17 protein-coding genes and 3 tRNA genes are annotated in these 21,627 nt (G+C 51.4%); 8 read left to right on the top strand and 12 right to left on the bottom strand.

Going from position 1 to position 21,627, the window contains the following annotated elements; genetic code table 11:
• The first annotated feature begins 69 nt into the window (after positions 1-69).
• The 3 genes from SOM82_RS14350 (at position 70) to SOM82_RS14340 (ending at position 2,665) form a co-directional block, all read left to right on the top strand.
• A tRNA-Ala gene (locus SOM82_RS14350) sits at positions 70-145 on the top strand.
• A gap of 39 nt (positions 146-184) precedes the next feature.
• Positions 185-260 (top strand) — tRNA-Ala (locus SOM82_RS14345).
• A gap of 209 nt (positions 261-469) precedes the next feature.
• Entirely contained in the window at positions 470-2,665 is a 2,196-nt protein-coding gene (locus SOM82_RS14340) for an EAL domain-containing protein (protein ID WP_320459693.1), read from the top strand.
• A 38-nt stretch (positions 2,666-2,703) separates the two neighbouring features.
• Here the strand turns inward: SOM82_RS14340 and nupC are convergent, their stop codons facing one another.
• Positions 2,704-3,891, bottom strand: coding sequence for a nucleoside permease NupC (gene nupC, locus SOM82_RS14335; RefSeq protein ID WP_010433166.1), 1,188 nt, complete (start codon positions 3,889-3,891; stop codon positions 2,704-2,706).
• A 351-nt stretch (positions 3,892-4,242) separates the two neighbouring features.
• On the opposite strand from nupC, the gene SOM82_RS14330 reads away from it, so the two are divergent.
• On the top strand, positions 4,243-5,481 hold the full coding sequence (locus SOM82_RS14330) for an Nramp family divalent metal transporter (RefSeq protein WP_320459694.1): 1,239 nt from the start codon (positions 4,243-4,245) through the stop codon (positions 5,479-5,481).
• 52 nt (positions 5,482-5,533) lie between these two features.
• On the opposite strand, the gene ypeC is transcribed toward SOM82_RS14330, so the two are convergent.
• Complete coding sequence (gene ypeC / locus SOM82_RS14325) at positions 5,534-5,881, bottom strand: DUF2502 domain-containing protein YpeC (protein WP_320459695.1); 348 nt, start codon at positions 5,879-5,881, stop codon at positions 5,534-5,536.
• 126 nt (positions 5,882-6,007) lie between these two features.
• Positions 6,008-7,006 carry an L-glyceraldehyde 3-phosphate reductase gene (gene mgrA / locus SOM82_RS14320; protein WP_320459696.1) on the bottom strand — a complete coding sequence of 333 codons (999 nt, stop codon included), beginning with the start codon at positions 7,004-7,006 and terminating at the stop codon, positions 6,008-6,010.
• A 184-nt stretch (positions 7,007-7,190) separates the two neighbouring features.
• Here mgrA and ipdC point away from each other — a divergent pair, with 184 nt between their 5' ends.
• On the top strand, positions 7,191-8,849 hold the full coding sequence (gene ipdC / locus SOM82_RS14315; protein WP_320459697.1) for an indolepyruvate decarboxylase: 1,659 nt from the start codon (positions 7,191-7,193) through the stop codon (positions 8,847-8,849).
• Here ipdC and SOM82_RS14310 read toward each other — a convergent pair whose 3' ends face one another.
• Positions 8,850-10,085, bottom strand: a complete 1,236-nt coding sequence (locus SOM82_RS14310) for an ion channel protein (protein ID WP_320459698.1) — start codon at positions 10,083-10,085, stop codon at positions 8,850-8,852.
• A 205-nt stretch (positions 10,086-10,290) separates the two neighbouring features.
• Here SOM82_RS14310 and glk point away from each other — a divergent pair, with 205 nt between their 5' ends.
• Positions 10,291-11,259, top strand: a complete 969-nt coding sequence (glk, locus tag SOM82_RS14305) for a glucokinase (protein WP_154127494.1) — start codon at positions 10,291-10,293, stop codon at positions 11,257-11,259.
• Between the two features lie 31 nt (positions 11,260-11,290).
• Here glk and SOM82_RS14300 read toward each other — a convergent pair whose 3' ends face one another.
• Positions 11,291-12,028, bottom strand: a complete 738-nt coding sequence (locus tag SOM82_RS14300) for a LytR/AlgR family response regulator transcription factor (protein ID WP_154127493.1) — start codon at positions 12,026-12,028, stop codon at positions 11,291-11,293.
• A gap of 14 nt (positions 12,029-12,042) precedes the next feature.
• Positions 12,043-13,740: a LytS/YhcK type 5TM receptor domain-containing protein gene (locus SOM82_RS14295; protein ID WP_320459699.1), complete on the bottom strand. Its 1,698-nt coding sequence runs from the start codon at positions 13,738-13,740 to the stop codon at positions 12,043-12,045.
• A gap of 386 nt (positions 13,741-14,126) precedes the next feature.
• Between SOM82_RS14295 and alaC the strand changes: the two genes are divergently transcribed.
• Positions 14,127-15,362 carry an alanine transaminase gene (gene alaC / locus SOM82_RS14290; protein ID WP_154127492.1) on the top strand — a complete coding sequence of 412 codons (1,236 nt, stop codon included), beginning with the start codon at positions 14,127-14,129 and terminating at the stop codon, positions 15,360-15,362.
• Between the two features lie 64 nt (positions 15,363-15,426).
• On the opposite strand, the gene ypdK is transcribed toward alaC, so the two are convergent.
• The 5 genes from ypdK to SOM82_RS14265 form a co-directional block, all read right to left on the bottom strand.
• Positions 15,427-15,498 carry a membrane protein YpdK gene (gene ypdK / locus SOM82_RS14285; RefSeq protein ID WP_099458937.1) on the bottom strand — a complete coding sequence of 24 codons (72 nt, stop codon included), beginning with the start codon at positions 15,496-15,498 and terminating at the stop codon, positions 15,427-15,429.
• 356 nt (positions 15,499-15,854) lie between these two features.
• Complete coding sequence (gene lpxP / locus SOM82_RS14280; protein ID WP_320459700.1) at positions 15,855-16,772, bottom strand: kdo(2)-lipid IV(A) palmitoleoyltransferase; 918 nt, start codon at positions 16,770-16,772, stop codon at positions 15,855-15,857.
• 450 nt (positions 16,773-17,222) lie between these two features.
• Positions 17,223-17,597, bottom strand: coding sequence for a hypothetical protein (locus tag SOM82_RS14275; protein WP_320459701.1), 375 nt, complete (start codon positions 17,595-17,597; stop codon positions 17,223-17,225).
• A gap of 106 nt (positions 17,598-17,703) precedes the next feature.
• Positions 17,704-17,778 (bottom strand) — tRNA-Arg (locus SOM82_RS14270).
• 75 nt (positions 17,779-17,853) lie between these two features.
• The gene (locus SOM82_RS14265; protein ID WP_320459702.1) at positions 17,854-18,795 is read right to left on the bottom strand and encodes a formate/nitrite transporter family protein; all 942 of its coding nucleotides are present in this window, start codon (positions 18,793-18,795) and stop codon (positions 17,854-17,856) included.
• Positions 18,796-19,112: 317 nt separating this feature from the next.
• On the opposite strand from SOM82_RS14265, the gene mlaA reads away from it, so the two are divergent.
• Positions 19,113-19,865, top strand: coding sequence for a phospholipid-binding lipoprotein MlaA (gene mlaA / locus SOM82_RS14260; protein ID WP_320459703.1), 753 nt, complete (start codon positions 19,113-19,115; stop codon positions 19,863-19,865).
• Positions 19,866-19,910: 45 nt separating this feature from the next.
• On the opposite strand, the gene fadL is transcribed toward mlaA, so the two are convergent.
• Positions 19,911-21,257, bottom strand: coding sequence for a long-chain fatty acid transporter FadL (gene fadL / locus SOM82_RS14255; RefSeq protein WP_154127488.1), 1,347 nt, complete (start codon positions 21,255-21,257; stop codon positions 19,911-19,913).
• Between the last annotated feature and the right edge of the window lie 370 nt (positions 21,258-21,627).

Raw genomic sequence — 21,627 nt, 5'->3', positions numbered from 1 at the left:
TGATTTTGCCGTTGACACTCTGCAATGGAATTCATATTATGCCGCCCGTCAACACGACAGCTTTACGTTGGGGCTATAGCTCAGCTGGGAGAGCGCTTGCATGGCATGCAAGAGGTCAGCGGTTCGATCCCGCTTAGCTCCACCAAATTCTTATCCAGGAGAGTTTGGAACGTAAAGACACTGTGGGGCTATAGCTCAGCTGGGAGAGCGCTTGCATGGCATGCAAGAGGTCAGCGGTTCGATCCCGCTTAGCTCCACCAAAATTTGAACCCTCGCCCGTGGCGGGGGTTTTTTTATGCTTGTAATAGCTTCTTACTCTTTTTGTCGCCAGGCTGGCACGTTTCTCTACCTGATCTCAATCTACATCAAAAAAAGGTTTCATTTCGCCGCTGAAACTTGATTCGGTCATTTAATAAACTTACTATCCGTTTGGTCAATGTTTTGCCAGGAAGAATAGTATTTATTAATAATGAAAAGCCAACTCTACAATAACTTACGATTATTTATATTAGCCCAGTTGCTGTGTCTGATAATGGTTCCCTTTTCTCGTTATATTTCTCCGCGTGCGATGCTTGATAATCATAGCGTCTATCTGGCATGGCTGCCGTTGAGTTTCATGCTGGCTATTATTTTTTTGTTTGGCCGTCGCGCCGTTCTTCCTGTTGTTATCAGTTTTGCGGTCACCAATTTATATAGCTTTGAGCTAAACTTCCTTCAGCAAGCCGTAATACTTTTTTGCCAAACATTCTCAGTGTTTGCCGCATGCGGCATTCTGCGCGGGTTTATCGGCAAGCGCTGGCGCTATGGGCTGCCTAATCAGCATATCGGAATGCGTATCTTCTGGTTAGGTTTTGTCATTCCGGTCGGTATCAAAATATCCATGTACCTTGCCGGTTATTTCTTTAATTTCCCTGTTTCGTTATCTAATTTCTTTGGCGAAGGATCGGCCATTTATAATATTGTCGATATTCAAAGCCTGATTTGTGCTGGCTTGATATTTACGATGATGTTTTATTATCCCTTAAGAATGATAATTAATCCCCGTTATGCCAGAACCTTCTGGCTGCGGAGTATTAAGCCGTATCTTGTTAATCATCATCCACTGTTTATATTTGTGTGGCTGATGCTTTTGGCGCTAATTCTGCTGGTTCTATGCGCACCTTTTGAATCCAGGTTAATCGCTGGCTACCTTGTTCCCGTCATATTTATCTTGTTTACCGTAGGGATTAGCCGGCTGAGCTATGCTCTCGTGTCGCTAAGTTGGGCCATTTCAGCATTCATGCTCTTGACCTATAACACCAATTTTCTGAATGGCGTGGAGACGGGCTACTCCCTGGCGTTCGTCCTGTCCGTATTGATCTCCTTCGCCATTTGCCTGATGTACATGTCGCGGATTTATCATCGTAGCGAATGGTTGAAGCAAGGGTGGCAGGAGAGGGCATTAACCGATCCGCTGACCGGGCTGGCCAATCTGCGGGCGCTGGAGGATTTCTTGCGCCTCCATCCCCACGCCAAAGTCTGTTGTTTGCGGCTGGACAATCTGGAGTTCCTCAGTCGCCATTACGGCATGCTCATGCGGGTGCATTGCAAGCGCACCGTCACCACAATAATCCAGCCGTTGCTGCAAGCGGATGAAAAGTTTTTTCAACTGCCTGGCAGTGAACTGGTACTGGTTCTGCTTGGGCCGGAAACCGGCGAGCGTTTACAGCACATCGTCGATCGGTTGAACAGCCGTAAAATTTACTGGAACAATACCGGCCTGGATATCGAGGTTGGCGCCTCGTGGGGAGAGATCGAAGAGAAAGATGTAGAGAGCCTTCATCACACCCTGGGGCAATTGAGCTGGCTGTCTGAGCAATCATCCGTGACGCACAAAGTGCTGGCTTTGACCAACAGCGTGGCAACGGTGAGCGGGCAAACCACGGAACGCGTCCTGATGCTCAGTCGAGTCAAAAGCGCGCTGGAGGAGGGTGGCGTTCGGCTGTATGCCCAGCCGATTCACGATGCGTCTGGTCAGGGTTATCACGAAATTCTCACGCGTCTGGAAAGCGACGGCGAGATTATAACCCCCGATCGCTTTATCCCTCTGATTGCCCAGTTCAACCTGAGTCACCGTTTTGATTTGTGTGTGGTTGAGAATTTGCTCAAGTGGTTACTTGCCCATCCTGCGCCACATACCCAAACCCGATTTTCGGTAAATCTGATGCCGTTTACGCTGAATCAGAAAGACGTTGCTTCAGAAATTATCGGCTTGTTCGAGCGCTATGCGATATCCCCGCTGACCGTGATCATTGAAGTCACCGAAGAGCAGGCGTTCTCCGATTCAGAATTAAGCATGCAAAACATTCTGCAACTGCGCGATTACGGTTTCAAAATTGCGATTGATGATTTCGGGACGGGGTACGCCAACTATGAGCGGCTCAAGCGCCTGCAGGCCGACATTATCAAAATTGACGGCTGTTTTGTGAAAGACATTTGTACTGACAGCATGGATGCGATGATTGTGCAGTCGATATGTAATCTGGCGAAAACAAAATCGCTCATTGTGGTGGCTGAGTTTGTTGAAACAGCGGAACAACGGCAGCTGCTGCTGGATATCGGTGTGGATTTTCTGCAGGGGTATTTGATCGGTAAACCGCGTCCGCTGGGCGAACTCGGAACATAAAAAAGCCGGAGGTGCAAACCCCCGGCCATTTATTCTGATTACAGTACCAGAGCGGCGATAGACGCAGACAGTACGCTCACCAGCGTTGAACCGTAAACCAGTTTCAGACCGAAGCGAGAAACCACGTTACCTTGTTCTTCATTCAGGCCTTTAATCGCACCAGCGATGATACCGATTGAAGAGAAGTTAGCGAAGGAAACCAGGAATACAGACAGAATACCTTCTGCGCGCGGAGAGAGCGTGCTGGCAATTTTCTGCAGATCCATCATGGCAACGAATTCGTTTGAAACCAGTTTAGTCGCCATGATACTCCCTACCTGCAGTGCTTCGTGAGCCGGAACACCCATTACCCAGGCAATTGGGTAGAAGATGTAGCCCAGAATACCCTGGAAGGAGATACCCAACACAGCGGCGAACAGGGCGTTCAGCGCGGCGATCAGGGCGATAAAACCAATCAGCATAGCGGCAACGATAATCGCTACCTTAAAGCCTGCCAGAATATACTCACCCAGCATTTCGAAGAAGCTCTGGCCTTCGTGCAGGTTAGACATCTGGATATTTTCTTCGCTGGCATCAACGCGGTAAGGGTTGATCAGCGACAGCACGATAAAGGTGCTGAACATGTTCAGAACCAGCGCGGCGACCACGTATTTTGGTTCCAGCATTGTCATGTATGCGCCCACGATTGACATGGAAACAGTCGACATTGCGGTTGCCGCCATGGTGTACATGCGGTTGCGGGACATTTTGCCGAGGATATCTTTATACGCGATAAAGTTCTCAGACTGACCCAGAATCAGGGAGCTGACTGCGTTAAAGGATTCCAGTTTACCCATGCCGTTAACTTTGGATAACAGGAAACCGATCGCGCGAATGACCACCGGCAGGACACGAATGTGCTGCAGAATACCGATCAGGGCGGAGATAAAGACGATTGGGCATAGCACTTTCAGGAAGAAGAATGCCAGACCTTGATCGTTCATGCTGCCAAACACGAAGTTGGTTCCTTCGTTAGCAAATCCGAGCAGTTTTTCGAACATTTCGGAGAAGCCTTTGACAAAGCCAAGGCCTACGTTGGAGTTCAGGAAGAACCACGCAAGTAAAACTTCAATGACGAGCAGCTGTACAACATAGCGAATACGAATATTTTTGCGGTCTGTGCTGACCAGCAATGCAAGTGCAGTAACGACAACAAGTGCCAGGACAAAATGAAGGACGCGGTCCATATTTGCTCCAAATATGAGGCAGGTTTAATTTCCGTGCACATTCTATGTAACAAGCACAAAGAAAACGAGATCAAGACCACACTATAGTTACATCCTGTGACGAGTCTCAAAAATAGTGATCAACCATACACTTCTGTTATGTTATGTAAATGAGTGAAAAGTTGCGTTTGTGTGCTACGCTTCACAAATGACTGTACGATTTCATGTTCGTTGAGATCGTTTCATCGCACCCGCCCCAGCTATCGTTCTTAGCTATCAGAGAAATCAATATAAACCTTTTAAATGATCTTGATAATCATTCTCATTTTGATAGCATAAAACATAGCAAAGGCTATATTTCCAGAGGCAGAAATGACAAACAGTCGCGTAGAGGGTAGCAGTGGCAGAGCAGCGCGCAAGCTGAGGTTTGCATTAATGGGACCTGCGTTCATTGCTGCCATTGGCTATATCGATCCGGGTAATTTTGCGACCAATATTCAGGCCGGGGCTAGCTTCGGCTATAAGCTGCTGTGGGTCGTGGTATGGGCCAACCTGATGGCGATGCTCATCCAGGTTTTGTCTGCGAAGCTGGGGATTGCCACGGGTAAAAACCTGGCCGAACAAATTCGCGATCACTATCCCCGCCCGGTTGTATGGTTTTATTGGGTGCAGGCAGAGATTATCGCCATGGCCACCGATCTGGCGGAGTTTATCGGTGCGGCAATCGGCTTTAAACTCATTCTCGGGGTATCGCTGTTGCAGGGCGCAGTGCTGACCGGGATTGCGACTTTCCTGATCCTTATGTTACAGCGGCGTGGGCAAAAACCGCTGGAGCTGGTGATCGGCGGCCTGCTGCTGTTTGTTGCCGCGGCCTATATCGTCGAGCTGATTTTTTCTCAGCCTAACCTGGTGCAGCTGACCAAAGGGATGGTTATCCCGAGTTTGCCAACTTCTGAAGCGGTGTTTCTTGCGGCTGGCGTATTAGGTGCGACGATTATGCCGCACGTGATTTATCTTCATTCATCGCTCACGCAACATGCCCATGACGGATCCCGACAGGAGCGTTATTCCGCAACGAAATGGGATGTCGGGATTGCAATGACTATCGCCGGGTTTGTCAATCTGGCCATGATGGCAACAGCGGCAGCGGCTTTCCATTTTAATGGTCACACCGGAATTGCCGATCTCGACCAGGCCTATCTGACGCTGGAACCCCTGCTGAGTCACGCGGCGGCGACCATCTTCGGATTAAGTCTGGTGGCGGCTGGGTTATCCTCGACGGTCGTCGGGACGCTGGCCGGTCAAGTGGTGATGCAAGGGTTTGTCCGTTTCCACATTCCGCTGTGGGTACGCCGGTCTGTCACCATGCTGCCTTCCTTTATCGTTATTTTGATGGGGCTGGATCCCACCCGCATCCTGGTGATGAGCCAGGTCCTGTTAAGCTTTGGTATCGCGCTGGCGCTGGTGCCGCTGCTGATCTTTACCAGCAATAAGACGCTGATGGGCGATCTGGTGAATACGACGCTGGTTAAACGAATTGGCTGGATTATCGTCGTGCTGGTAGTGGCGTTGAACCTGTGGTTATTAATTGGAACGGCGCTGGGTCTTTAAGACGGCCAGATTTCAGCCATTAAAAAAGGAGCCATCAGGCTCCTTTTTGTATTTAGTGGCGATGACCACCGCCGTGACCATGCCCGTGTCCGTGTCCCCGAGGCCCACGGCGATCGTCGCGATCGCTCCAGCCTTCACGGTAGCCGCGTTCATACGCTTTGCGATTATCCCAACCACGATGACGACCATTGTCATGTCTCCACCAGCGGTCTTTTCGCCATTCGTAGTTACGGTGCCAGTAATTGCGGTCGCGCCAGCCACCGCCATCCCAGTAGTTACCATAATTATCACGATCGCCAATTTGTAATTTTACGGATGGCAACAGGGTGATTTCGCCAGCATTGGCAACCAGCGGCGCTGAAGCCAGTAATACAGCAGCAAGAATCAGTGACCTGAACATGGTTATTCTCCTTCACGATCGGGGCCGAAGACGGCCTGTTAACGCAATATTACGGGGCCGTAAAGCCCCGTTTAATCGCCTCAACTCCTAATTCATGAAGGGGAGCACGTTTTGCTAAAAATGGTGTTAATTTGCGCTATTCAGGATCGATTCGATGGTCTGGAGTTCCTCAGCGCTAAAATGCAGATTATCCAGCATCCCGACGGCATCCTCAATTTGCGAGGTCTTACTGGCGCCAATCAGAACGGTGGTGACCGCATCGTGGCGCAGTACCCAGGCCAGCGCCATTTGTGAGAGTTTTTGGCCTCTGCTCTCGGCCAGCGCATTTAGCTTACGTACCTGGCTGATTTTCTCATCGGTGATCTGCTCAGGGTTCAGGAAGCGGCTGCCGCTGGCGGCGCGTGAATCAGGCGGAATGCCGTTCAGATAACGATCCGTCAGTTGACCACCCGCCAGCGGGGAAAAGGGAATACATCCGACGCCTTTCTCCTTCAGCACGGACAACAGTCCTTGCTCCGGCGCACGTTCAAACATGGAGTATTTTGGCTGATGGATAAGACAAGGCGTGCCCAGATCGTCGAGGATTTCAATTGCCTGTCGTGCCAGTTCTACCGGATAATTCGACAGCCCGACATACAGCGCTTTGCCCTGGCGAACAACGTGATCAAGCGCTTTCATGGTCTCGCGCAACGGCGTTTCCGGGTCCGGACGGTGATGATAAAAGATATCCACATACTCAAGTCCCATACGTTTGAGACTCTGGTCGAGGCTGGCAATCAGATACTTACGCGATCCCCAGTCGCCGTAAGGCCCGTCCCACATGGTATAGCCCGCTTTGGTGGAGATGATTAACTCGTCGCGGTATGGCTGAAAATCTTCCTGAAAAATGCGACCAAAGTTGCACTCAGCCGACCCGGGAGGCGGACCGTAATTATTGGCAAGATCAAAGTGAGTAATGCCAAGCTCGAATGCGCGCTGTAAAAGTTGGCGACTGTTGTTAATCAGAGTGGTGTCGCCAAAATTGTGCCACAACCCCAGTGAAACGGCGGGAAGCCTAAGTCCGCTCTGGCCGCAACGACGATACTGCATTGACTGATAACGCGTTTTATCCGCCTGAAAAACCATGCTTTTGCCCTCTGACCGGAAAGATACACCTCAGTGTATACGCTTACATTGATGCTCAGGAAATCAGATTACTACGCCATTATTCGTAAAGCATTCTTTCCATATCCTTCTTGCCGCCATTCCTGGACAGCCATCACGCTTCTTTAATACTCAAAGTGAGGTCAACGTCAGAAGGACAACTGTTATGCGAACCCCGTATTGCGTCGCCGATTATCTGCTGGACCGTCTTACTCAGTGTGGAGTTGAACATCTGTTTGGCGTGCCTGGCGACTATAACCTGCAGTTCCTCGATCATGTTATCGACAACCCGGATATTCGCTGGGTAGGCTGCGCAAACGAGTTGAACGCCTCTTACGCTGCGGATGGGTATGCGCGCTGTCAGGGTTTTGCCGCGCTGCTCACCACGTTTGGTGTGGGCGAGCTGAGCGCCATGAACGGCATCGCAGGCAGTTTTGCTGAGTATGTTCCGGTGCTGCATATTGTGGGCGCACCGGGGAGTGCGGCTCAACAAAAAGGAGAACTCCTTCACCACACGCTCGGCGACGGAGAGTTCAGACATTTTTATCATATGAGTGAGCCCATCACTGCCGCGCAGGCGATTCTCACTGAGCAGAATGCCTGTCACGAAATCGATCGCGTACTGTCGATCATGCAGCGTGAACGCCGTCCAGGTTATCTGATGTTGCCAGCCGATGTGGCAAAAAAACCTGCCACACCGCCTGTAAGCGCTTTCACACAGACAACTCCGCAGCCGGATAGCGCGTGTCTGAAAGCGTTTCACGATGCGGCAGAAAAGAGTCTTTCGTCCAGCACCCGTACGGCCTTACTGGCTGACTTTCTGGTGCTGCGCTATGGCCTAAAAAATCAGCTTCAGAAGTGGGTCACCGAGACCCCCATGGCGCATGCGACCCTGCTGATGGGCAAAGGGATTTTTGACGAGCGCCAGCCCGGCTTCTATGGCACCTATAACGGTGCGGCGAGCGCCGAGGCAGTGCGGGAGGCGATTGAAGAGGCTGACCGGGTTATCTGTGTGGGCACACGTTTTACCGATACGCTCACGGCTGGTTTTACCCATAAGCTTCGCCCTGAACAGACGATTGAAGTTCAGCCTCATGCGACGCGTATTGGTGAACGCTGGTTTACCGATATACCGATGGCCCGGGCGGTTGAGATTTTATCCGGGCTGTGCCGACAATACGCGGGGAGTTCCGTTGCGCCTGCTCGCGTCGCCGCGCTGACAGATGAGTATCACCAGGGAAGCCTCACCCAGGCTAATTTCTGGCAAACGTTGCAAACCTTTATTCGCCCTGGCGATATTATTCTCGCCGATCAGGGCACAGCAGCATTTGGTGCCAGCGCGTTGCGCCTGCCGGCCGATGTTAACTTTATCGTACAACCGTTGTGGGGATCGATTGGCTTCACTCTGGCGGCAGCCTTCGGCGCGCAGACGGCTTGCCCGGAGCGACGTGTCATTATTCTTACCGGTGATGGCGCAGCCCAGCTAACCATTCAGGAAATGGGCTCCATGCTGCGTGATCATCAGCGCCCGATAATGCTGGTGCTCAATAACGAAGGGTACACCGTCGAACGAGCGATTCATGGCGCGACCCAGCGCTATAACGATATTGCTCTGTGGAACTGGACACAGCTCCCGCAAGCACTCAGCCAGAATGGTCAGGCCCAGTGCTGGCGAGTGAGTGAAACGGCGGAGCTGGCAGATGTTCTTGAGAAAGTCGCCCACAGCGAAACATTTTCGCTGATAGAGGTGATATTGCCCAAAGAGGATGTTCCTCCGCTCCTGGGCGCCATCACCAAAGCGCTGGAAGCCCGTAACAACGCCTGACTATTTATTTTGCCGCCAGGCCATCATCATCGGTTTGCCCGCCAGCAGGAGCCAGGCGGGCAGCATCACAATACACAGCAATGGCAGCAGATTGATATCCGGCACCACGACCGCAGCCATAAACAGGCTCAACCACGCGTCACGCGTGACGACCAGCACCAGGCCCAGAATTGAACAAGAGATCGTGATGGCTGCCGGCACCGCTTCGACGTGCTGATGCAGCATTAATCCTAATGCCACGCCAATGAAGACGGCCGGGAAGATGCGCCCACCGCGGAAACCACACGCGGCAGCCACAACCACTGCTGCCAGCTTAATCAGCGCAAACAGCAGGTAATCCGACACGCTAAACACCTGGCTAAATGCCATCTGCTGCATCTCGTCCACGCCTTTAAATAAGGTTATCGTGCCCCCAATAGCGCCCAAAATACCGAGCATAAAGCCGCCCGCTCCCAGGATGAGAACCGGGTGTTTAAGCCTGTGCATCAGCTGGTGCAGACGCGGCAGACACCACACGGCCACCATCCCGAGCGCGATGGCGATAGCGGCGACAATGGCTCCGCTGAAAATGTCCGCCACCTGTATCTGACCGTACTGCGGAATCGGCAGCGAAAAGTGAGGGTGGAAAAACAGGCTGGTGGTCAGCGCTCCTGCGGCGGCGGCCATCAGCGGTGCGAACAGACGATCCCATAGCGGTACATCGTTATCACCACTTAGGGTCTGAGAAAAGATCAGTGCAGCGGCGACAGGCGTACCGAACAGCGCGCCGATGGTGCCCGCCGAGGCAAGAATGGTCCAGTCCAGCGCACCGACTCGCGGAAATACCCGCGCTCCCAGATACACCGCCAGGGCGATATTGACCGCCATAATCGGGTGTTCCGGACCGAGACTCACGCCGCCTGCCAGACCGAGGATCAGCGCAATCAGCAACCCAGGCAGTGCGGAAGGATTCACCGGCGCGCCAATCAGAGGCTCCAGCGCCGGGTCGGGGCCTGCATGCCCGGGACTGAAGCGAATCACCAGACCAACGGCGACGCCGGTTAATGTCAACATCAGGATTATCCACGTCGGCGAGGCATAATTAATGCCAAGCTGGCCCGGCAGCGAAGTCCATAACAGTGTCTGTAACACCGAGGCGACTTTCATTACAACAATTAATACCAGGCTTGATGCAATCCCAATAATCAGCGCGGGGGGGGCCAACAGGAGCATGGTTCTGGCTCGCGGATGGAGCATGATGATTTCCTTGTACACAAGTGTTTAGCGTAAATTTGCACATTCAGTGTGACGGCAATAGTGCAAAAGGTGCTGAAACGGTAAAGTTATTCTGTGACGAAGATCGATAATCCTGGGCCACCCGCATTCAGGTCGTTGTTGTTATCCCGCCTTGAATTTACAGTGTGCCAAAGATTTATTCTGACTTTAGCGGAGCAGTAGAAGAATGACAAAGTATGCTTTAGTAGGCGACGTAGGGGGCACCAATGCCCGGCTGGCGCTCTGTGATATCAATACCGGTGAAATCTCTCAGGCTAAAACCTATTCCGGGCTGGATTATCCTAGCCTGGAAGCGGTAGTGCGCGTCTATCTGGACGAGCATAAAGAAGTCAGCGTAGAAGACGGTTGTATCGCGATTGCCTGCCCGATTACCGGTGATTGGGTGGCGATGACCAACCACACCTGGGCATTTTCGATTGCCGAGATGAAAAAGAATCTGGGTTTCGCGCATCTGGAAATTATTAACGACTTTACGGCGGTCTCAATGGCTATCCCGATGCTCAAGCCGGAACATTTGATCCAGTTTGGCGGAGCGGAGCCGGTCGAAGGCAAGCCGATTGCCGTCTATGGCGCTGGCACCGGGCTTGGGGTTTCGCACCTGGTCCACGTCGATAAACGTTGGGTAAGCCTGCCCGGTGAAGGTGGACACGTTGATTTTGCGCCAAACAGCGAAGAAGAGGGCATTATTCTGCACGAGCTTCGCGCCGAGCTAGGCCATGTGTCGGCTGAGCGCGTGTTGTCGGGTCCTGGGCTGGTGTATCTGTATCGCGCGATTGTGAAATCAGACGGTCGCCTGCCAGAAAATCTGCAGCCGAAGGATGTCACCGAACGTGCGCTGGCGGATAGCTGTACTGACTGCCGCCGCGCGCTGTCGCTATTCTGCGTGATTATGGGACGTTTTGGCGGCAATCTGGCGCTGAATCTGGGAACGTTTGGCGGGGTGTATATCGCAGGCGGAATTGTGCCGCGTTTTCTGGAGTTCTTTAAAGCTTCTGGATTCCGCGGCGGTTTTGAAGACAAAGGTCGTTTCAAGGCCTATGTGCAGGATATCCCGGTTTATCTGATCGTCCACGATAATCCGGGCCTGCTGGGTTCAGGCGCACATCTGCGTCAGACTCTGGGATACTATCTCTGATTGACGTTGCCCTCTCTGCACGGGGAGGGCATTAAAAATGCATTAACAGCCGAAATTCCTTCACCTTGCTGCGGCTCACAGGCACCTGAAAATCCAAATCCTTCAGGCGTAAAATATAGGTGTTGTTAAACCACGGCTCGATCTCGCGGATTTTATTGAGATTGACGCAAAACGAGCGGTGGCAGCGGAAAAAGTGCGAGGCCGGTAATTTGCTGCAAAACTCGGTGATATTCATCGGCATCACGAATGACTCCCGGCGGGTATAAACGAACGTCATCTTTTCGTGGGCTTCGGCGTAGTAAATATCATCCATCGGCGTGACGATAATCCGCTCATCCTTGATCAGATTCAGGGTGTCGTTTTCGCGTGTGGTCACGGGGGCAGGGGTGACGCTTCCCTGGCTCTGCTGCTGCCATGCCAGCTCAAGTTTTTGCAACATGCTGACGATGCGGGACTCCTGATAGGGCTTCAGGATGTAGTCAAATGCTTCCAGTTCGAACGCCTCCACCGCATGCTCTTTCCAGGCGGTGACAAACACAATAAACGGTTTATGGGCGAACTGGTTGATATTTTGCGCCAGCAGAACTCCGTCGAGGGACGGAATATTAATATCCAGAAAAATGGCGTCGACCCGGTTGTGCTGTAAAAACTTCAGCACATCCAGACCGTCTTCAAAGGTGCCCACAATCTCCATCTGGCTGTGTTCTTTAATCAACCAGCTCAGCTCCTGTTGGGCCAGGATCTCATCTTCCACAATGATGACTTTCATGCGTAACTCCGGCCTCAGGGTAACAACAGCGTTTGTGTATGAACGGGCAAGTGTTCATTGGGGACATAAAAAGCGATTTCAGTGCCGGGCTCCAGGCGACGAATATGCAGCCCTTCGCCGTACAGCAACTTCACGCGGTGATGCACATTCAGCAGGCCAATTTTATTGCCCGGCATTTCGTTAGACTCGACGCGAGCGATCACGCCAGGATCGATGCCGTGGCCAGTATCCCGCACCGCCACGCGCACGCGGTTACCGCATTCCGCTACGCTGATAGTAACCACGCCCTTGCCCTTGCAGGGCTGGATGCCGTGGACAATCGCATTCTCAACCAGTGGCTGAATCAGCAGGCTGGGGATCACGCAATGCACCTCTTCATCAATATCGTAGATAACCGTCAGCTTATCGCCAAATCGCGCCTGCTCAATCGCGATATAGTCTTTTATCTGGTACAGCTCTTTTTTGATGTCGATCTGCTCATCGTCCTTCAGTTCGATGTTATAGCGCAGATAGCGCGACAGATTAAAAATCAGCTGGCGGGCGGTATCCGGATTCATGCGAATGGAGGATGAAATGGCATTCAGGGCGTTAAACAGGAAATGGGGATTAATCTTGCTTTGCAGCGCGCGCAGCTCTGCCTTATTTGCCATTTCCCGTAACTGCTCGGCGCGAGAGACCTCCAGCTGGGTGGAGATAATCTGCGATAAACCAATGGCCATCTCCTGAAGCGTGGAGGTGATCTGGTGCGCGTGGCAGTAATAGATTTTCAGCGTGCCGGTCACAATGCCTTTCTCCCACAGCGGGATCACCAGCATGGAGTGTATTTCCGGCGTGCGATGGGCTTCATCATTGTTTTTAATGATGATTTTACCGTAGTTAATTGCTTTACGCGTGGTGGGGCTCACGGTGTCGTCGTTGTCGCGATAGTTGTCTTCGCCCACGCCAACGTAGGCCAGCACATGGTCGATATTGGTGATGGCCACCGCATCGGCATGAATATCACGGCGAATAATATCGCAGACCTGGCGAAGCGACTCGGCATTGACGTGGCGGAACAGCGGCAGCGTTTTATTGGCAATATCCAGCGCCAGCTTCGCCTGCCGCGCGGCGCTGGCCTCTTTTTCACCCTCGACGCTCTGCACCAGCAGGACGATAAAACCGATACAGACGCTGCCGAGGATCATCGGAATACCGATCTTAGAGACAATATCCAGCCCGAGTGCGGTATTCGGTGTCCATGCGACCACGAGGATCATCGTTAGCGTTTCACACAGCATCCCCGCGGCAATACCTGCCCGCCAGTGCTGTTTTTTTGGGATCTTGCGGTTAATCCAGCCCGACAGTATCCCCGCGATGATGCTGGTGATAAAACAGGGAATGGCCGTTACTCCGCCAATATCAATTAAATAACGGTGCGTTCCGGCAATGATACCGGTGATAATTCCCACCCACGGGCCAAATAAAATTCCGCCAGACATCACCGCAATAATTCGCACGTTAACCAGCGAGCCTTCTACCGGCACGCCGGACCAGGTGCTGAAAAGCGCAAACATCGAGAAAATCAGAGTGACGGCCAGCAGCTCTTTTGGCGAGTGCGCGGATTTGTGCAGAAGCTCGCGAAAGAGCCGGATGCGGATCAGGAAGAAAAGACAAATCAGCATTAATGCCGCGCGGTCGAATACCGCCAGCAGCATAGTGAATATTTCGTGCACGAGTAAACCTGGAAAAGCGGGAAAAACCTATGATAGGAAACCTGACGCCTAATGACCAGCAATCGCGCGGTTTTATCAAATGAGGAAAAACCCTTTTCTTCAAAGGGGATTGAGTGGTAGTGGCTGACTCAGTTCATATTCAGCTTACAGTGGAACGTGAATGTAATTTTATTGATATCAATTGGTTAAATAAAATACGTCAGACCAGTCGTTCACTGCATTTCGCTTCCGCTTTTCTTCATGACGATGATCCCTTTTTAGCGTGAGAATTATTTTTTCATTCCCCTCTCGACAGCGCGTTTTTAATCAGGCTATTTTCTATGCATGCCACATGCGTGGCAGCGTCGCTCGGACGGTCCGGGCGCTAACGTGACTCTGAGGAATCTATGGCTGAATTCAGTCCTGAACGCCGTTTTACGCGTATCGATCGTCTCCCCCCTTATGTTTTTAATATCACTGCTGAACTGAAAATGGCTGCGCGTCGGCGCGGCGAAGACATTATCGACTTCAGCATGGGTAATCCTGATGGGGCCACGCCGCCCCACATTGTGGAAAAACTCTGCACCGTTGCTCAGCGCCCTGATACTCATGGCTACTCCACCTCTCGCGGGATCCCGCGTTTGCGTCGTGCAATCTGCCGCTGGTATCAGGATCGCTATCAGGTGGACTTCGACCCTGAAAGCGAAGCGATTGTGACCATTGGCTCCAAAGAGGGGCTGGCGCATTTGATGCTGGCAACGCTGGATCATGGCGATACGGTGCTGGTCCCCAATCCGAGCTATCCGATCCATATTTATGGCGCGGTGATCGCCGGGGCGCAGGTCCGTTCCGTCCCGCTGGTGGAAGGCGTCGACTTCTTCAACGAGCTGGAGCGCGCGATTCGCGAAAGCTATCCGAAGCCTAAAATGATGATTCTCGGCTTCCCGTCGAACCCAACGGCGCAATGCGTTGAGCTGGAGTTCTTCGAAAAAGTCGTGGCGCTGGCGAAGCAGTACGATGTGTTGGTGGTTCACGATCTGGCCTATGCCGATATTGTGTATGACGGCTGGAAAGCGCCTTCGATCATGCAAGTGCCCGGAGCTCGCGATGTTGCAGTTGAATTCTTTACGCTGTCAAAAAGTTACAACATGGCAGGGTGGCGCATCGGATTTATGGTTGGTAATAAAACGCTGGTCAACGCGCTGGCGCGAATTAAAAGTTATCACGATTACGGAACCTTCACTCCGCTTCAGGTGGCGGCGATCGCTGCGCTGGAAGGTGACCAGCAGTGTGTGCATGACATTGCGGCGCAGTATAAACGCCGCCGGGATGTGCTGGTGAAAGGGTTACATGAAGCGGGCTGGATGGTCGACATGCCGAAAGCCTCTATGTATGTCTGGGCAAAAATCCCGGAGCAGTATGCCGCGATGGGCTCGCTGGAGTTTGCCAAAAAACTTCTCCAGGATGCCAAAGTCTGCGTTTCACCAGGTATCGGTTTTGGTGATTACGGCGATACGCACGTACGATTTGCTCTCATTGAAAACAGCGATCGTATTCGCCAGGCGGTGAGAGGCATCAAAGCGATGTTCCGCGCTGACGGGCTTTTGCCAACGGATAAAAAAAGCACCACCGACGCTGATTAGGCTGAAAAGTGCATAAAAAAACAGGAGCCAACGGCTCCTGTTTTTTTAACTGTATTTTCTTCGCTCAGATCATCAGGGCAAACGTTCCGGCCCACACTAAAACAATCACCGAAATGCCCATAAAGAAATATTTCACGTTTCATCGCTCCGCGTATCAAGGATACGCCTTAAAAAATAGAGTCCAACTGAGTATAGAGAGTTGAAATCAGAGCAAAGCGGAAATAAGAATTATCCCGTTACGTCATTGACTCCAGCTCAGAATTCTGTGCGTTCCCGTTGCCAGACGGCGCTAATGTACGCCTAAAAATGAGGGGTGACAAGAGGCATTTTTTTAAATACTTTCCGGTACTTACGAGTGTCGTGGAACGGCGACAGTTTGATTTCAGCGCGAAATAAAAAGCATTGAGCGACGGTTTGAGAAAACGATAACAGAGAGAAATTACAGGTGATTGAAAAGGTTAGTTTCTTAACGAAACTAACCTCAGAAAGTGATTAAACGTAGAGAGAGGACTCACCGACAGGGCGGGTTTTAAAGCGGCGGTGAACCCAGAGATATTGCTCCGGCGCGCGCATGATTTCGCTCTCTATCACTTTGTTGATATAGGCGGCGGCGGCATGCTCATCCTGTGGATAATTATGCAATTCCTCAGAGATAAACAGGCGATAACCGGATTTGTCCGCTTTTCTGACCATCGTGACCGTTAACATCGGCGCACCGGAGAGACGCGAAATAACGAAGGTGCCGTTAGTGGTAGCGACATCTTTCACCGCGAAGAACGGGGCAAAACTGCTGCCTTTGCGACCGTAATCCTGATCGGGCGCGAACCACACCGCTTCGCCTTTTTTTAGCGCACTGACTAAACCGCGCAAATTATTGCGGCTAATCATCGCCTTGTTAGAGCGCATGCGCCCGCGCGTTTGCACCCATTCCATCAACGCATTGTTATGTGGGCGATAGGTTGCCATCATCGGCTGGCAGAGGCCCATTACCCGGCCGCCCAATTCCAGCGACATAAAGTGGACGCCGATAACCATCACGCCGCGGTTCTTTGCCTGCACGTGTTGCAGATTTTCCAGGCCTTCCACATCGAACCATTTGCGTACGCGTTCGTCAGGCCAAAACCAGGCCATACCGGTTTCCAGCAGCGCCATGCCGATGGATTTGAAATTTTCGGCGATCATTTTTTCGCGCTGTTCATCGCTGTAATCAGGAAAGCAAAGCTGCAGATTTTTGCGGGCGATGGATTCGCGACGTTTGAGGAATAAACGGGATGCACTGCCCAGGCGTGAACCAAGCACATGGATCGCGGGATAAGGCATCTGAACGAGTAACCAAAGAAGGCCAAGGCCAAACCAGGTGAGCCAGTAACGTGGGTGAAGAAATGCACGTTCGAATTTGCATTGAGACAAAGTAGTGAACCTATATAAAGCCTGATTAGATAACGCAAAGGCTGCGTTACAATATGCTGATTAGACCGTAGTTCAGGGCGATGGTTTCAGATCTTACCGAACTTTACGGCACTGCCCGGCCACTGCCAACATAGGGTGGGCTGCGTAGATTAGCATCCTTACACTCTCTGTGCCATGACTAGTTACAGTGTGAAACCAATCCCTTAGGCGGCAATCCGTAAGGTTTCATTTTGCACAAAAACATTTTCGGCCTGGGGGTAAATTATGAGGGGTATTAATCGAAAGGCCAATGCTATTTTCTTCTTCTCATGACGAGAGATAACCTGAGAATACCCGTTTATTCATCTCGTCGTTAAAACTGTCAATGTTGTCGTAAATATAAAACAATTATTGACTGAAATTAAATAAAAGCCTGCTGGTTATTCGCTTTCAGCAGGCCAAAACAGGTTACTATGAGGCTGAACTCAATTTGTGAAACCGCGGTAGTTCCGTCACGTCGTAGTCGTAAGACTCAATTAACTCACACCGATCCGGCGTGTCACTGTTGGCATAGACCAGAAAATATTTTTGAGAGTCCTCAAACACCACAAGTTTATCGCCGTTCCTGAAACGCGTCACCGCATACGGAATATTATTTTTGGTGCGCGCATGCTTAACGCCTGAGGCAATTTGAAAACGATTGTCCCATTTCATTGTACTGAGCTGATATTTGAACTGGGAGACCGTCACATTATCACGTATCGAACAGGAGAGTTTAACCGCCGTCGCGGCAAAAGCAGGTGAGATAAGGAGGGGGATGAGGCTTAGCAGCAGTAAAATTTTCAAGAAAATCTCCCTTGAGGATGGTAAGCGAGGAACAGCTGATTGGGCGGGCTATGCCAAAAAACAGCAATTTCTATGATGTGGTGTAATGCGAGGCAGATGCGCCAGATGGTGTCCCCTGCAGGAATCGAACCTGCAACTAGCCCTTAGGAGGGGCTCGTTATATCCATTTAACTAAGGGGACGAGGCGGCACGAGTATAACGTTATTTATACTTTGCGTTAAGCATGATGCCGCCTGACTGCTTAAAGAGTCACCGTTTAACCTGTTTTTTTCGACTTTTCATCATTGTTTTGCCGGGATTTTTCTTTTTCCTTCAGTTCTGCCTTACGCTTATTGGACATGTCATTACGAATTTGCGCATGACTGAGCAGGGCAAAGATAAAGGTCCCACCGCAGATATTCCCCGCGAGAGTGGGCAGGGCGAATGGCCAGAAAAAATCGCTCCAGTGCTGCGTACCGTTGAATACCAGATAGAGCACTTCCACCGTTCCCACCACGATATGAGTGGTATCGGCCAGCGCAATAAGCCACGTCATTAAGATAATCACCACAATTTTTGCCGCGCCCGCAGAGGGGAACATCCAGACCATAGTGGCAATAATCCAGCCGGAGATGATGGCATTGGAGAACATTTCGGCCGGCGTGTTCTTCATGACGTCCATCCCGATTTTAACGAAGGCATCGCGGGTGGGCTCATCAAATATCGGCATATACTCGAACGCCCATGCGGCAACGCCGGTACCAATAATATTACCCAGCAGCACCACGCCCCACAGCCGCATCAGAAGCCCGAAATTTCCCCACGTCGGGCTTTGCATGACCGGCAGGACCGCCGTGACGGTGTTTTCAGTAAAGAGCTGCTGTCGGGCCATGATCACAATGACAAAGCCAAAGGTGTACCCGAGATTTTCAATCAAAAATCCGCCGGGAACGCCCTCCAGCTGCACGTGAAAAATACCTTTCGCCAGCAGCGATGCACCCATTGACAGCCCTGCGGCGATGGCGGACCACAGCAGCGCCATCGCGTCACGCTCAAGCTCTTTTTCGCCGTCCTGGCGAATATGTTCGTGAATAGCCATCGCGCGGGAGGGGAGATGATCTTCGTCTATCTCGATTTTTTTCCCGTGCTGTTTTTCTTCACTTTCGACTTCCAGTTCGTCGGTATGTTTATCAATCTTCTCTTCTTTTAAGTCGTCCATATAGGCATCTCGCTGCGTTATCATCATTCTAATCGTAGCGGTTTTCCGGACATTGCCCTTGGGGAAGCTCTTATTTTCCCGGCAATGGCAATAAACGCGATACAACTTATGCTGGCACTGGATAATATGGCCGCCGAAATGAAACCATAAAGCCAGGCTATGCTGTGATTAGAGCGATGGCGGATGGCTGCCCGTCATTGTGTGCGTAGACATCCGGAAGCGTGCTGTTACAATCATTTGCATGTTTTCAGATGGAGCGTCATGCGCTCCGTTACGGATGGCAATCGACGATAGCCATACTTAACAGGGAGAAATAAATGAAACTTCGGCTGTCGGCGCTCGCGCTGGGCACCACCTTGCTTGTGGGCTGCGCCAGCTCAGGTGAGCAAACGGGGCGCTCCGATCCTTTAGAAGGGTTTAACCGTTCCATGTATAGCTTCAACTATAACGTGCTGGATCCGTATCTGGTTCGTCCGGTTGCTGTGGCATGGCGCGATTACGTTCCGCAACCGGCGCGTAACGGTATGAGTAACTTCACCAGCAACCTCGAAGAGCCTGCGGTTATGTTGAACTTCTTCCTGCAGGGTAATCCCTATCAGGGGATGGTGCACTTCACCCGCTTCTTCCTGAACAGCCTGTTAGGTATGGGTGGCTTTATTGATGTGGCGGGAATGGCCAATCCGAAACTGCAGCGTGAACAGCCGCACCGTTTCGGCAGTACGCTCGGCAGTTATGGTGTGGGTTATGGTCCTTATATGCACTTACCGTTCTACGGCAGCTTTACTGTTCGTGATGACGGTGGTGACATGGTGGATACCCTTTATCCGGTCCTGTCGTGGCTGACCTGGCCGCTGTCGATTGGTAAATGGACCGTTGAAGGTATTGAGACACGCGCGCAACTGCTGGATTCTGACGGCCTGCTGCGTCAGTCGTCCGATCCGTACATTATGGTGCGCGAAGCCTACTTCCAGAATCATGACTTTATCGCCAATGGTGGTAAGCTGAAGCCGGAAGATAATCCGAACGCCAAAGCCATCGAGAATGAACTTTCAGAGATAGATAAAGAATAAATAAAAAAGGTGAGCAAATGCTCACCTTTTTTAATCACGACGCGATTAGAACGCGTAGTTGAAGTTGGTACCGAACAGCCAGGCTTTACCTTCAGATTTGAAGGTGTAAGCAGCAGGGCCTTCACCTTCGGTAAAGCTCACGTTCTGACCATGCATATAAGAAGCACCCACGTCGACAGAAGCATCGTCGTTAAACGCGTAAGTCATACCGGCGCTCAGCCACAGACGGTCCTGATCCGGAATAGAAATGGAACGTTTGTCAGCCGGGACCGGGCTATCATCGAACGCGATACCGGTGCGGAAGGTCCAGTTCTTATCGTAATAGTAGGTCGTACCCAGCGCGATACGATAAGCATCTTTGAAGCTTTCATCTTTATAGAACAGCGTCTGGCCGTTATTGCCCGTTGCTTTCAGCTCCTGGAACTGACTCCAGCTGGTGTAGGTCAGGCTATAGTGGACGGCCCACTGCGGCGCAACGCGGTTATAACCCGACACTTCCCACATTTCAGGCAAGTTCAGGGTCAGAGCGCCATTCTGTGTTCTGCCGCCGGTACCAGCCGGAAGACCGGTCAGCCCCATGCTGGCGAAGATATTGCTCAGGTTCGGGTCAATGGAGCTTTTATAGTCACCGTCGAAGTCAATTTTCACTTCAGAACGGTAGGTCAGGCCCCAGCGGTTGTTTTTGTCCAGCTCATAAAGGATGCCTGCGTTCCAGCCGAATCCCCACTCGTCGCCTTTCAGATACGCGATCTGGTCATCAGGTGAATTAATACCATCAAGCATTGACGGTGGAACCATACCTTGTAACTGACCAGCCAGCAGTGGGCCGAGTGAGCCCGCATAGCGCTCAATTTTCGCTTTCGCGTACACCGCATCGAAGCCGACACCGAAGCTCCAGTTGCTGTCAAGACGATAAGCGCCGCTCAGATTCAGGTTAATGGTTTGCAGGTCAGTTTTACCGCCGTAAATACCCGCCGCGTAGCTGTCATTGAATTCTGTTGCCAGACCATAGTTGGACGTTACAGACGCGCCCCAACCAAACTGATCGTTAATTGGCATAACAAAGTGCATGTTAGGGACCCAGGCAACTGGCGCAATGTTGTCCTGGTTAGCACTTTGTCCGGTTAAATTGGATTTTCCGCTCACGTTGACATCAGGATCGATATAAACGGCACCCATTGAGAAGGTTGGGCGATCAAACATAGTGATCAGCGCCGGGTTACGGCTCACGTTGCCTGCGTCATCGGCAATTGCGCCTTCCCCGGAATATGCACGGCCAAGGCCAGAGGAAGAAAATTCGTTAAGCTGGAAGCCCGCTGACCAGGCGGACGTTGATACGATTGCCACTGCAACTGCCAGCGCAGTCTTTTTAAACAGGGTTTTCTGGCTCATGACCATAACCTCATTGAGTTATTTTTATGCAATATATGTTACATAGAGTAACAGGAGCGCGAAGTGTAGGGTCTGTGGTAACACTTAGAAATCAGACCAGTGGCGAGAGTATAGGTCTGACCAGATGGGATGTTGCAAGTTTGTTTCTGAGATTTTTCCAAGATGTTTTTTGAAACGAGATCCGTGTGGCAAAAATGTCACCACCCACACTCAGCAAAAAGGGTGATTTTTGCGTTAGATCATTTTTTGGTGTGATAACGGTCACTTATCGGCTTTTGCGCCATTAACGACTGGAGAGACCCCTGCTACGGGCGTAAAATATCAGCAACGTGTTTATCTCGCGCTGTGCGCGAATCCAGAGGAACTTGAG

This window comes from Lelliottia sp. CFBP8978, assembly GCF_034046055.2.
Lineage (GTDB): Bacteria > Pseudomonadota > Gammaproteobacteria > Enterobacterales > Enterobacteriaceae > Enterobacter.
Note: the sequence above shows the minus strand (reverse complement) of the source record. Positions and strands in the feature narration are given on the sequence as shown.

What these genes read in the sequence shown, in the direction of transcription:
- SOM82_RS14340 (WP_320459693.1), top strand. Translation starts at nt 470, where the DNA reads ATGAAAAGCCAACTCTACAATAACTTACGATTATTTATATTAGCCCAG.
- nupC (WP_010433166.1), bottom strand. Translation starts at nt 3,891, where the DNA reads ATGGACCGCGTCCTTCATTTTGTCCTGGCACTTGTTGTCGTTACTGCA.
- SOM82_RS14330 (WP_320459694.1), top strand. Translation starts at nt 4,243, where the DNA reads ATGACAAACAGTCGCGTAGAGGGTAGCAGTGGCAGAGCAGCGCGCAAG.
- ypeC (WP_320459695.1), bottom strand. Translation starts at nt 5,881, where the DNA reads ATGTTCAGGTCACTGATTCTTGCTGCTGTATTACTGGCTTCAGCGCCG.
- mgrA (WP_320459696.1), bottom strand. Translation starts at nt 7,006, where the DNA reads ATGGTTTTTCAGGCGGATAAAACGCGTTATCAGTCAATGCAGTATCGT.
- ipdC (WP_320459697.1), top strand. Translation starts at nt 7,191, where the DNA reads ATGCGAACCCCGTATTGCGTCGCCGATTATCTGCTGGACCGTCTTACT.
- SOM82_RS14310 (WP_320459698.1), bottom strand. Translation starts at nt 10,085, where the DNA reads ATGCTCCATCCGCGAGCCAGAACCATGCTCCTGTTGGCCCCCCCCGCG.
- glk (WP_154127494.1), top strand. Translation starts at nt 10,291, where the DNA reads ATGACAAAGTATGCTTTAGTAGGCGACGTAGGGGGCACCAATGCCCGG.
- SOM82_RS14300 (WP_154127493.1), bottom strand. Translation starts at nt 12,028, where the DNA reads ATGAAAGTCATCATTGTGGAAGATGAGATCCTGGCCCAACAGGAGCTG.
- alaC (WP_154127492.1), top strand. Translation starts at nt 14,127, where the DNA reads ATGGCTGAATTCAGTCCTGAACGCCGTTTTACGCGTATCGATCGTCTC.
- SOM82_RS14265 (WP_320459702.1), bottom strand. Translation starts at nt 18,795, where the DNA reads ATGGACGACTTAAAAGAAGAGAAGATTGATAAACATACCGACGAACTG.
- mlaA (WP_320459703.1), top strand. Translation starts at nt 19,113, where the DNA reads ATGAAACTTCGGCTGTCGGCGCTCGCGCTGGGCACCACCTTGCTTGTG.
- fadL (WP_154127488.1), bottom strand. Translation starts at nt 21,257, where the DNA reads ATGAGCCAGAAAACCCTGTTTAAAAAGACTGCGCTGGCAGTTGCAGTG.